11 protein-coding genes and 1 tRNA gene are annotated in these 12,209 nt (G+C 45.6%); 3 read left to right on the top strand and 9 right to left on the bottom strand.

Features of this window, described 5'->3' with window-relative positions:
* Positions 1–69: 69 nt before the first annotated feature.
* The 5 genes from R7O03_RS19725 to R7O03_RS19705 form a co-directional block, all read right to left on the bottom strand.
* A complete protein-coding gene (locus R7O03_RS19725; protein ID WP_005381476.1) occupies positions 70–1,215 on the bottom strand; it encodes a murein hydrolase activator EnvC family protein in 1,146 nt (381 codons plus the stop codon).
* Between the two features lie 27 nt (positions 1,216–1,242).
* A complete protein-coding gene (gene cysE, locus R7O03_RS19720) occupies positions 1,243–2,064 on the bottom strand; it encodes a serine O-acetyltransferase (protein WP_005381475.1) in 822 nt (273 codons plus the stop codon).
* A 78-nt stretch (positions 2,065–2,142) separates the two neighbouring features.
* A complete protein-coding gene (gpsA, locus tag R7O03_RS19715; RefSeq protein ID WP_005381474.1) occupies positions 2,143–3,180 on the bottom strand; it encodes an NAD(P)H-dependent glycerol-3-phosphate dehydrogenase in 1,038 nt (345 codons plus the stop codon).
* Positions 3,181–3,375: 195 nt separating this feature from the next.
* On the bottom strand, positions 3,376–3,840 hold the full coding sequence (secB, locus tag R7O03_RS19710) for a protein-export chaperone SecB (RefSeq protein WP_005386410.1): 465 nt from the start codon (positions 3,838–3,840) through the stop codon (positions 3,376–3,378).
* Between the two features lie 225 nt (positions 3,841–4,065).
* Entirely contained in the window at positions 4,066–4,500 is a 435-nt protein-coding gene (locus R7O03_RS19705) for a rhodanese-like domain-containing protein (protein WP_005386415.1), read from the bottom strand.
* 547 nt (positions 4,501–5,047) lie between these two features.
* Between R7O03_RS19705 and gpmM the strand changes: the two genes are divergently transcribed.
* On the top strand, positions 5,048–6,580 hold the full coding sequence (gpmM, locus tag R7O03_RS19700) for a 2,3-bisphosphoglycerate-independent phosphoglycerate mutase (protein ID WP_167415498.1): 1,533 nt from the start codon (positions 5,048–5,050) through the stop codon (positions 6,578–6,580).
* Between the two features lie 82 nt (positions 6,581–6,662).
* Here gpmM and R7O03_RS19695 read toward each other — a convergent pair whose 3' ends face one another.
* From R7O03_RS19695 to rsgA, 4 genes are all read right to left on the bottom strand, one after another.
* Complete coding sequence (locus R7O03_RS19695; RefSeq protein WP_005381469.1) at positions 6,663–7,550, bottom strand: DMT family transporter; 888 nt, start codon at positions 7,548–7,550, stop codon at positions 6,663–6,665.
* Positions 7,551–7,682: 132 nt separating this feature from the next.
* Positions 7,683–9,098: an SLC13 family permease gene (locus tag R7O03_RS19690; RefSeq protein WP_053303033.1), complete on the bottom strand. Its 1,416-nt coding sequence runs from the start codon at positions 9,096–9,098 to the stop codon at positions 7,683–7,685.
* Positions 9,099–9,264: 166 nt separating this feature from the next.
* Positions 9,265–10,122 carry an archaetidylserine decarboxylase gene (gene asd / locus R7O03_RS19685; protein ID WP_005381465.1) on the bottom strand — a complete coding sequence of 286 codons (858 nt, stop codon included), beginning with the start codon at positions 10,120–10,122 and terminating at the stop codon, positions 9,265–9,267.
* A 116-nt stretch (positions 10,123–10,238) separates the two neighbouring features.
* Positions 10,239–11,303: a small ribosomal subunit biogenesis GTPase RsgA gene (gene rsgA / locus R7O03_RS19680; protein WP_005386419.1), complete on the bottom strand. Its 1,065-nt coding sequence runs from the start codon at positions 11,301–11,303 to the stop codon at positions 10,239–10,241.
* A gap of 129 nt (positions 11,304–11,432) precedes the next feature.
* On the opposite strand from rsgA, the gene orn reads away from it, so the two are divergent.
* Together orn and R7O03_RS19670 are read left to right on the top strand one after the other, a co-directional pair.
* Positions 11,433–11,978, top strand: coding sequence for an oligoribonuclease (gene orn, locus R7O03_RS19675; protein WP_017635574.1), 546 nt, complete (start codon positions 11,433–11,435; stop codon positions 11,976–11,978).
* 156 nt (positions 11,979–12,134) lie between these two features.
* A tRNA-Gly gene (locus tag R7O03_RS19670) sits at positions 12,135–12,207 on the top strand.
* The last annotated feature ends 2 nt before the right edge of the window (positions 12,208–12,209 follow it).

Genomic DNA, 12,209 nt, shown 5'->3' with positions numbered 1-12,209 from the left:
TTCCAAAATATGAATACAAAAAAGGAGCCGAGTGGCTCCTTTTTTATTATAAGTCTATGAGTCAGATAATCAGCGTTTTAACCAAGATTTCGGATTCTGCGCTTCACTATTACGACGAATTTCAAAGTACAGCGATGGTCTGTCTTGACCACCTGTATCACCCGCGAGAGCAATCACTTCGCCGGCGGTGACTCGGTCGCCTTCTTTTTTAGTTAAGGCTTGGTTGTAACCATAGAGGGTCATGTCACCTTTGCCGTGGTCGAGCAGTACCACTAAACCGTATCCGCGCAGATACTCCGCAAATACGACAGTTCCAGGATAAACGGCTTTCACTTGTTGACCATAGTTGGCAGACAGCACCATGCCCTTCCAGTTTACCTGCCCGGTTTGTCGCGTACCAAAGTTGTGTAACACACTGCCTTTGAGTGGCCAAGGCAGCTTACCGCGCTGTTTGCCGAGTCCGTCCATTGGCACCGCATTACGCTTCGCTGCTTTGGCGATCTCTGCTTTTAAACGGGTTTCGTTGCGTTGCAGCTCGGCTAAGTAGCGTTTGTCATTCTTGATACTGCTCTGAATTTTATTCAGGGTTTGCTTACGCTTGGATTGTGTACTCGCTAGCGCTGTACGTTTTTCGGATTGCTGCTTGAGCAGAGTCTCGATTTGCTCTTTTTCTAGCTCGAGTTGGTTTTTGTTGTGCGCTAATTCTTGGGTTATTTTGGTGATCGCATCAATCACTTCAGCACGTGCTTTAGCTAAATGCTGGAAGTATTGGCTCATGCGGTCTTCTTCCACACCTTGATTTAACAAGTGACCATTGGCCTTCGCTCGCTCGGTTACGTAATACGTTTGCAGCAGCTGTTTGAGTTCTTCTTCTTGCTCTTGACGCTGTGCTTCTTGCAAGGCAATTTTCTCTTCTAGGTTTTCTATGTTTTTGTCTGCTTGTGCGAGGTTAGACTTGGTTTGTCGTATTTCACGCTCAAGCTTAGAAATACCAAGCTCTTGATCTTTTAGTGATTTCTGTAACTCATTGAGCTGCTTTTCTTGGGAAGAGAGCGATTTGCGCTGACGGCTTATCTCACTGGATACGCCTTTGAGCTCTTGCTGACTCACAGCAGAGGAGGTAATGGGATAAGTGGCAGATAAAGCACAAGTTAATAAAATAGCCGAGCGTAGAACAGGGTGATTTTGTTTTCGCACTTGAGAGTTACCTACCACGTTGTTGTCAAAAAGGTTTGTTGACGATTAAATACCATCTCCATGGATAAAGCTTTGCGACTTGCCGTTAAAGCCTTGATCCATATCGAGAGAGGGTTTGTCCGTTTTTGGACGTCCGACGATTTTTGCAGGCACGCCAGCCACCGTTGTGTGAGGAGGCACGGCTTGCAATACCACAGAGCAAGATCCGATTTTCGCGCCTTCACCGACTTCGATATTGCCAAGAATCTTTGCACCAGCTCCGATCATCACACCCTCGCGAATTTTCGGGTGACGATCACCGCATTCTTTACCAGTACCACCAAGGGTGACATCTTGCAGTATAGACACGTCGTTTTCGACCACGGCAGTTTCACCAATCACGATGCCTGTTGCATGGTCGAGCATGATGCCACTACCAATGCGCGCTGCAGGGTGAATATCGACCTGACATGCTACCGAAATCTGATTTTGTAGGTAAGTCGCAAGAGCGTGACGACCTTGCTTCCACAGCCAGTTTGCTACTCGGTAGCCTTGCAGTGCGTGATAGCCTTTTAGGTACAGCAATGGCATTGAGTACATTGAAACAGCAGGGTCGCGATTGACCGTGGCACAAATATCACAAGCCGCGCCGTCAGTGATGGTTGGATCTGCCGCAAAGGCTTCTTCAACCACTTCACGCACAGCCATCGCTGGCATGGAAGCGGTGTTCAATTTGTTAGCCAGAATATAACTCAGAGCGGCACACAAACTTTCATGCTTGATAATAGTGGCATGATAGAAGCTCGCCAGCATAGGCTCTTGTTCTGACATTTCACGGGCTTCTGAGACAATTTTGTTCCAGACTTTTTGTTTTTCGCAGTGTTTCATTCTCAATATCCAGAGTGGTTCTTCCGTGACCCGACAACTTCAATTTTTCTCAGATGAGCTGCAAAGGGCGGTAGATTGCTACTTTCCTTCGGCTTTTTTGTCACGAGCAAGTAAATCTTGCGCTGCTAAGCGCGCATCTTTTCCTTGATACAATACTTGATAAATTTGATCAACTATCGGCATCTCAACACCCATACGTTGAGAGAGTAGCCATACTTCTTTTGTATTGCGGTAACCCTCAACCACTTGACCAATTTCTTCTTGAGCCGTATCAACGTCTTTACCTTGGCCTAATGCCAAGCCAAAGCGTCGGTTACGTGATTGGTTATCGGTACATGTCAGGACAAGATCGCCTAAACCCGCCATGCCCATAAAGGTTTCTGGCTGTGCACCCAGCGCAGCACCAAGGCGACTCATTTCAGCCAAGCCACGAGTAATTAATGCAGTACGGGCGTTGGCGCCAAAACCGATACCATCAGACATACCCGCACCAATCGCAATAACGTTTTTCACAGCGCCACCCAATTGCATACCAATAAAGTCACTATTGGCATATACGCGGAAGGTTTTGCTACAGTGGATTTTTTCTTGTAGATCCGCAACAAATTCAGAATCTGGAGACGCAACAGAGATTGCAGTCGGCATACCCATTGCGAGCTCTTTCGCAAACGTTGGGCCAGACAATACTGCTAGTGAGTAGTTTTCACCGATAATGTCATAAGCGACGTCTTTCAGCAGGCGCCCCGTTTCAGGTTCAAGCCCTTTGGTTGCCCAACAGATGCGAGAGTCTTCGCGCAAGAATGGTTTACAGCTGTTTAGCACGATGCCAAAGACATGGCTTGGAACCACAACCAACAAATCTCGGCTTGCTTGAACGGCTTTTTCTAAATCCGATTCAATGATCAAGCTTTCAGGGAAATCAACACCTGGTAAAAAGGCATGGTTAGCTCGGTCTGCTTCTAGGCGAGCCATGTGCTCTGGCTCGTGTCCCCAAAGGACAACGTTCGCGCCGTTACGAGCGAGTGAGATTGCCAAAGAGGTGCCGTATGAGCCTGCGCCAATCACAGTCATTGCGATGTCTTTACCGTAAGCATTGTTTGTATTTGCTTGTGTCATGCTACCGCCTAATTGTCTTGCTACTAGTAGAATCTAGTTCCTAATCGTCAAATTTTACGCCTTCTGGCGATTAGGAACTAGGAACTTTTGTCAGAAATAAAAAATGCACATTGCATCGAATGGTAGACGCTCTGTGCATTTTATTTGAGTCGGTGACGTCAGCACTGTGGCTATTCGTCACTTATAAAACGTGAATTACGCTTCAGCTTCGCCTTGTTGAGCTTGCTGTTGTAGGTAGTTCATGAATAGCGCGTCAAAGTTTACTGGCGCTAGGTTCAGTTGAGGGAACGTACCTTTAACGACTAGGCTTGAGATAGTTTCACGAGCGTATGGGAATAGGATGTTCGGGCAGAATGCGCCTAGGCAATGTGCAAGTTGACCAGCTTCCATTTGTTCAGCAGTGAAGATACCACCTTGTTGAACTTCACATAGGAACGCAGTCTCTTCTTCGTTCTTCACAGTAACGGTTAGGCGTAGAACAACTTCGTAAACGCCTTCACCAAGCTCACGGCTTTGAGTGTCTAGGTCTAGTTTAACGTCTGGGTTCCACTCTTTCTGGAAAATTACTGGAGAGTTCGGCGCTTCAAAAGAAACGTCTTTTAGGAAGATGCGTTGAATTGCGAAGTTTTGTTGTGCGTCTTGAGGTGCTGCTTCAGCCATTTTTTAATCCTTAAATCAATATTTGTTGAGCCTAGAAACGTCTAAGCTCAGAAAACTGGTATGTCTTGAGACTAACTGAGCCAATCTACCTTGACTAGATGAAGCGTGTATTACGTGCAAAGCGTCACAACTTAGTGCTCCAACTGCTTTCAATTTGCTCAGTTTTTTGTCCGCGAGGCTTGGTAAAAGCGCGTTTAAACGCGAACTTTCGTTCTTGCCACGTTCCTACTTCTTACCGCGAACTAACGGCAGGTTCGCTTCGTTCCACGCAATCAAACCATTTTTTAGTAGGCTCACGTTTTCGAAGCCAGCTTTTACTAGTAGGTTTGCGCTTTCTTGAGCGGTCTGTCCTGTCTTACATACAACAATGATTGGGTCTGATTTGTGGTTTTCAAGGCTACCCAAGTTACCCGCTTTGATGTCTGACGGTAAAATGTGAAGTGAGTCGGTGATATGACCTTTTTTGAACTCGTCTTTGGTACGGATATCCACTACAACGCCGTTTTCACGGTTCATAAGATGTGTCAGTTGGTTTACGTTGATTTCTTTGTATGCGGCTGTCGCTGATTTCACGATGTTCATGATAAAGGCGACAAGAAGACCTACCCAAACCAAAGATAGAATCATGTTCTGTTGGAAAAATTCAATGTACTCTTGCATGTCTTGAGCTCTTACGCTGTTGGCGGAAAAATAAAGCAGGAGTATAGCGAGGTTACGGCTCTTAGGCGAGAGGGTTAAAATTTTCTAACGAATAATTGAGATCTCTATAAACCCTTTATGCCCTTACTATCCGTACATTTTGCTCTGGTAGCTTGATTGCTTTTGCCTATTGGACTTATCGGTTTAAGTGACTTCTGTTTTACTGAGAAAAGAGAACAATAGGTATTAACCCATCTTGTTTGATGTTGCTTTAAATTAGCGCTGTTTCAAGTGCAAAAATAAGAATGAGAAGCGTAAGAAAACCAAACTTAGACAGGGGTGTACAAAGCGTATTAGAAATGACTATGCTTGTGGAACACGATTGTCGGCACTGACTCGTTGTTCGCTTAACTTGTAAGATAGCAACAATAAATCGCAAACATTATTTGATCTTAACCTACAGTTTTGGTTAAAAAGTGTAGTAAAATTACGCTAGTTTTGTTTCAAGGTTAGATAGGGCAGCGAGGCCCTACGCCAAAAGTTACTTAAATTTGATGAGGTCATCACTATGTCAGCTAAGAAGCCACTGGCTCTAGTTATCCTTGACGGTTACGGTTACCGTGAAGACACAGCAAGTAACGCAATTGCGAATGCGAAAACACCAGTAATGGATGCTCTGATTGCGAATAACCCACACACATTAATCTCTGCTTCAGGCATGGATGTTGGCCTTCCTGATGGTCAAATGGGTAACTCTGAAGTTGGTCACACTAACATTGGTGCAGGCCGCGTTGTATACCAAGACCTGACTCGTATCACTAAATCAATTGCTGATGGTGAGTTCGAACAAACGCCTGCGCTAGTTGAAGCAATCGACTCTGCTGTGAAAGCTGAAAAAGCAGTACACATCATGGGCCTGATGTCTCCAGGCGGTGTTCACTCTCACGAAGACCACATTTACGCAGCAGTTGAAATGGCAGCGGCGCGTGGCGCAGAGAAAATCTACCTACACTGCTTCCTAGACGGCCGTGACACACCACCACGTAGTGCTGAAAACTCACTACAACGTTTCCAAGACCTATTTGCGAAACTAGGTAAAGGCCGCGTTGCTTCTCTAGTAGGTCGTTACTACGCAATGGACCGTGACAACAACTGGGATCGCGTCCAAGTTGCTTATGATCTTCTAACTCAAGCTAAAGCGGAGTTCACAGCAGAAACGGCAGTTGAAGGTCTAGAAGCGGCTTACGCTCGTGAAGAAAACGACGAATTCGTTAAAGCAACAGCTATCAAAGCGGAAGGTCAAGAAGACGCAATCATGCAAGATGGCGATGCGGTTATCTTCATGAACTACCGTGCTGACCGTGCACGTCAAATCACTCGTGCATTCGTTCCTGCATTTGACGGCTTTGAGCGTGCAGCATTCCCTGCAATTAACTTTGTGATGCTGACTCAATACGCGGCTGATATCCCTCTAGCTATCGCATTCCCACCTGCGTCTCTAGAAAACACTTACGGTGAGTGGCTATCTAAACAAGGTCAAACTCAGCTACGTATCTCTGAAACAGAGAAATACGCACACGTGACTTTCTTCTTCAACGGTGGTGTTGAGAACGAATTCGAAGGCGAAGAGCGTCAGTTGGTTGCTTCTCCAAAAGTTGCAACGTACGACATGCAGCCTGAAATGAGCTCTCCAGAACTAACAGAGAAGATGGTTGCGGCTATCAAGTCTGGTAAGTTCGATACCATCATCTGTAACTACCCGAATGCAGATATGGTTGGTCACACTGGCGTTTATGAAGCGGCTGAGAAAGCAATCGAAGCTCTAGATGAAAGCGTGGGTAAAGTGGTTGAAGCAATCAAAGAAGTTGGCGGTCAACTATTGATCACTGCGGACCACGGTAATGCAGAAATGATGATCGACCCTGAAACTGGCGGCATCCACACTGCTCATACTAACCTACCAGTACCTCTAATCTATGTAGGTGACAAAGCGGTTGAATTCAAAGAAGGCGGTAAACTGTCTGACCTTGCACCAACCATGCTTTCTCTAGCTGGTCTAGAAATCCCAGCAGAAATGACGGGTGAAGTACTAGTTAAATAATTAACTAACGGCTCCGAATGACAAAAGCCCGAGTTTAAACTCGGGCTTTTTTGTATCTGGCAGTAAGGGCTGGTCTGTAAGGTTACTGAACCAAAATGCCAGCACCAATCACAGCTAGGGCTGCGCCCAACCATGCAAATCGGTTTGGTCGGCGTTTAGTGTAAATCCAGAGCAGTGGTAGCAACATAATTGGCGTGGTTGAAGATAGAAGTGCAACCATACCTACATTTCCTTCTTGGAGTGCGTATAAGATTAGCGTCATGCCGACGGCCATCGCCAAGAAACCATTAAGGGCAGTAATACCAAATACGCGCCAAGTAATGTGTTGCGTCGAGCGAGCGACTTTGACTCCTAGAACTAACAACATGCTGTGGGCGAAAAAGGCACTGATCATTCGAATAGCAGAAGCCGCAACTGGGTCAATACTGGTTTGCATTACTGGCTTGGCGATAATGCCTCCCAATGCTTGGCACATTGCTGCGGTTAAGCCAAGTCCAATACCTACCCAGATGTTACCTTTAATGTCTTCCAAGACGTTATTCACTTGACCTCTTCGGCCAAAGAATATCGCCATCACCACGCCGCTAAATACCAATGATGCGCCCAGTAGTTCTATTGTGGTCATGACTTCGCTAAATAAGAAGTAGCCCAAGATGGCAGAGAACACGGCGTGGCAAGAGAAGAGTAACCCGGCTTGTCTTGGCCCCATACGATTCAAACACGCGAATAGAGCGGTATCGCCAATAAAAATACCAATCAGTCCTGAGGCCATCATTGGCGTTACATGTTCCCAAGAAACCGTTAACCAGCCGCCAGTTATCCAGGCCATTGTTGATAAGATCACGGCTGTGCAGCCCATACGCCAGCGGCTGTAAGAAAATGCGCCTAGGTGTTGTGCAGGAATGACCGAAATTAGGCTAGAAACTGCCCACAGAAAAGCGGCGCATAAAGCAAGCCATTCGTAACCCATGATGTGTCGACGTCCTTGTAGAGTAGAGGAGTCTTAATATGCACGAAATTTATGGGATGTAAAAGCCGCTCTGTAAGGGCAGTAGCTGGAGAGCAGCTCCATGACAACACGCTTTTTCATGGAGCTCTTCGATTAAAACAGTACCAAAACTGCGCCATACACGATAATTAGACCAATCAAACCGAGAATCAGGCCTACTTTCGCCATGTCTTTGCTCTCGATGAGGCCTGTTGAATAAGCCAAAGAGTTTGGTGGTGTGGAAACCGGTAAGATCATGCCAAGTGATGCGGAGAAGGCGACGACAACCAGTAAACCTTGTAGGCCACCAACCGCAATAAGGCTTGGCATGGATGTACCAATAGCGGCAGCAATAGGCATCAATAAGTTTGCCGTTGCGGTATTAGACATAAAGTTCGCCATTAACCAGCACACTACCGATAGGGCTAAAACAACGGCAAATGGTGATAGCAGGCTGTAATCAATAGCGTGCGCTAATGCTTCGGCTAAGCCTGTTTTGTCTAAGGCAATACCAATTGCTATACCACCGGCAACCAGCCATAAAACATCCCAGTTAATTAGCTTGAGCTCTTCTTTTCCCATAATGCCCGTTAACGTGAACACTGCTAGTGGGATAATCGCGACAACATATGTATTCATGCCATGCACTTTCGTTGTCATCCAAAGCAAAATGGTTAGTGCAAAAGTGATGTAGACGACGATCGCACGCCAGCTCTTTTTGAATGTACCATCTAGCTTTAGTTTCATTTCTGGTTCGCTAGACGGAAACAGCTTTTGCAACAAGAACCAAGCTACAGTGAGTTGTACCAACACAAAGGGTAGACCCATTGTCATCCACGATAGGAAGTCTATCGCGTTTTCTCCAGTGAGATATTGAAGCGCTATCGCATTAGGTGGCGTGCCTATCGGAGTCGCAATGCCGCCTGTATTCGCTGCAATTGGAATACACAACACCAGTGCTTTAATGCCTAAATCCCCTTTAGGTGCTGAAGCGACGATGGGGCCAAGCAGGGCTAGCATCATCACGGTCGTGGCAGTATTGGACATAAACATTGAAAAAACGGCGGTAATTAACATCAAGCCCAGCATGATGAACTTAGGTTGTGTGCCGAATGGTTTTAATAGAACTCGGGCGAGGTTGTTGTCGAGCTCGTATTTGGAAGCCGCAATCGCGAGAGCAAAACCACCCATAAAAAGAATAATGATCGGTGAAGAGAAGGCCGAGAAAATATCGGTGTAAGCAATTAACTCTCCTAAATCATGTCCCGCTGGTGGATTGCGAAATAGATGCAAACCTTTATCCGATATCATGATCAGTTCAAGAGCGATAATAAGAATGGACGTAGCAAAAACGGGAACCGGCTCGAGAACCCAAAGTAGGGCAGCAAGAAGAAAAATAGCTAACAGGCGATGCTGAATTAAAGTGAGATCGTCAATAGGAATAGCATCGATCGGCATCATCAAAACACCGAGCGGAATTAAAAAGCACACCAGCAATTTCGCCAACGTGTTTACACTCATCTTTGGCATTGGCTGCCCCTCTAAATATTCATTCTAAGCGCAGGATAATTGATTGTGGAATGAGGGTCTTAGAGGCAGGTATGAGTTTGAGAAATAGAGGCTAAATTTCGAACGGAGTTTTGCTTTTTATCAATAAAAAGAGCCCTTAATAAAGGGCTCTTTAACGGTGTTTTACTTATTTTTTCAAGGCGTAAGGTGTGCCCATAACGGTTGGCTTACCGTTTTCCATGCTTGCGTCAAACTCAATCGCGTCTTTGGCAAACAGGTTAATAACAGTAGAACCCAGTTTGAAGCGGCCCATCTCTTCGCCTTTTTTCAAGATCACGGCCTTGTCACCCTCTGCTGGGTAATCCCATTTGTAGACAGTGTTTCCACGAGGCGGAGTGATCGTGCCAGCCCATACTTGCTCAATGCTACCAACAATTGTCGCACCAACAAGCACCTGTGCCATTGGACCAAACTCAGTATCGAAGATACACACCACACGCTCGTTACGTGCAAATAGGTTCGGTACGTTTTCTGCTGTCAGAGGGTTTACTGAGAACAGGTCACCTGGTACGTAAATCATTTGGCGCAGAGTGCCGTCACATGGCATGTGTACACGGTGGTAATCGCGCGGAGATAGGTACAATGTCGCAAAAGAACCATCTTTAAATTCGTCAGCTAAATTCGCGTCACCGCCCAGCAATTCTTGTGCTGAGAAGTGATGACCTTTTGCTTGGATAAGTTGACCATCTTCAATAGGGCCAAACTGGCTAACACAAGCGTCGGCTGGATGAGTGATGACGTTTTCGCCTTCAGAAATTGGGCGTGCGCCTTCTTTTAGCTCACGAACGAAAAACTCGTTGAACGTTTTAAAATGCTTAGGATCTGAGTGCTTTGCCTCATCCATATTCACATTGTATTGTTTGATAAACCAACGAATAACTGCTGTTGTTAGACCGCCAGCTTTTGCTGAAGCCAGTTTACCCATTAGGCGAGTGAGGCCGTGTTGTGGGATCCAGTACTGCAGTCCAACTTTAAACTTGTCCATCTTTAATTCCGATACTTCTGTTAGATTCGCGCTTTAGGGCGCGTGATGTTACTGAAATTTAATTTGCTTGTCAGTATTAGGTGAAGACTTTTTACACAGTTACAGCCTTAACTCAATTACAGATCGGCTTTTTTATTACGTGAATACTGACGATTTGCTTTGTTTTCAACCATGCTTTCCAAAATGCGATGATAGTTTTCAAAGCGAGTTTCGTTAATTTCCCCGTTCTCGACAGCTTCGCGTAGAAGGCAGCCTGGGTCATCATTGTGTTTACAATCTCGGAACTTGCAACCGCCTAAATATGGTCGAAATTCAACGAATGCTTTTGTTACTTCTTCTGCTTCCAAATGCCAAAGACCAAATTCACGTACTCCAGGTGAGTCGATCAAATCGCCACCCGTTGGAATGTGGTATAAACGTGCAGCCGTCGTGGTGTGTTGGCCCAAGCCAGAGTTCTCAGAGACTTCGCCTTCTTCCACTTCGCTCTCTAGTTCCGGCATTAACGCGTTGACTAAGCTGGATTTCCCTACGCCTGATTGACCAACAAAGATATTAATTCGGTCACGCAGCAGGGTTTCTAGTTCAGCAATGCCTTCTCCAGACTTCTTGCTGACCAGAAGCACTTTATAGCCAATGCGTTCATATTCTTTGAGCCATTCTTCATACATTGCACGATCATCGGCTTCTAGAAGGTCGACTTTATTTAAGACCAACAATGGCGCAATATTCAGTGTTTCTGATGCAACGAGATAGCGGTCAATAATATTTAGCGATAGCTCTGGTAATACCGAAGAGACAATGACCATTTGATCAATATTGGCTGCAACGGGTTTTAGGCCATCGTAATAATCTGGACGAGTGAGCACTGAAGAGCGAGGTTCTACCGCTTCAACAACACCAGAGATGCCCGCCATAGACTCCAATCCTTCGCGCCATAAAACACGATCGCCAGATACTAGAGACTCAATACCACGGCGGAGGTTACAGCGTTGAATTTCGCCTGTTTCAAGGTCTTCAATGTCCGCGTGCTGACCAAAACGAGTGATCACGAGACCTTGCTTGCTGGCGCCTAGCATGTTTTCATCCCACTGGATGGAATCTTCTTGCTTCTTCAAACGCTTTTGTTGGTTGCTACGTACGCGTCGCACCTGACCTTTGGTTAACTTTTTCTTCTTTGCCACAATTCTGTACTTTATGTGAATTTACTCAAATGGTTGAGCCGTACTCTTGGCTCCGTGTATGAGTATCGTGTTTCTCGTATTTTGAGGTATAGTACCTCTTTTATCGATAAACAAATAGGCGGCGTAACCATGTCCTTTAGCGATCAAAACCTAATTTGGGTTGATTTAGAGATGACAGGGCTTGATCCTGAAACGCACAAAATCATCGAAATTGCTTCTATTGTCACGGATAGCGAACTAAATATTTTGGCTGAAGGTCCAGTGTTAGCGATTCATCAGCCGGAAGAAGAACTGGCGAAAATGGACGACTGGTGTACTAATACGCATACGGCAAGCGGTTTGGTGGAGCGCGTTCGAAACAGTCAAATCTCAGAACAAGACGCAGTCGCACAAACCATTGAATTTTTAGAAAAATGGGTGCCAAAAGGGGCGTCGCCAATATGTGGTAACAGCATTGGGCAGGATCGTCGCTTTTTATACAAGCATATGCCTGAGTTGGAAGAGTTCTTCCATTACCGATATGTTGACGTTAGTACTCTTAAAGAACTAGCACGTCGCTGGCAACCTGAGGTGCTAAATGGGTTCACAAAACAGGGAACACATTTGGCCTTGGACGACATTCGTGAGTCCATCGCAGAACTTAAGTACTATCGAGGTACTATTTTCAAGATTTAACTGTTAAGGTTGCGATCCAAATTGTTGTAATTTATATCGCTTTTGATTGCTTTTTCGTCGTTCAGTAAAAAAATAAAGTTTTTTTGAAGGAAGGACTTGCATCACAAAAAAATGCTCTTATAATTCGCAGCCCTAAACAGCGGAAACGTTGTTGATGCGACACTAGCTCAGTTGGTAGAGCGCAACCTTGCCAAGGTTGAGGTCACGAGTTCGAACCTCGTGTGTCGCTCC

The sequence above is a fragment of the Vibrio sp. Vb2960 genome (assembly GCF_033337665.1).
Taxonomy (GTDB): domain Bacteria; phylum Pseudomonadota; class Gammaproteobacteria; order Enterobacterales; family Vibrionaceae; genus Vibrio; species Vibrio alginolyticus.
The sequence above is the reverse complement of the archived record's forward strand: the minus strand, read 5'-3'. Positions and strand labels throughout refer to the sequence as shown.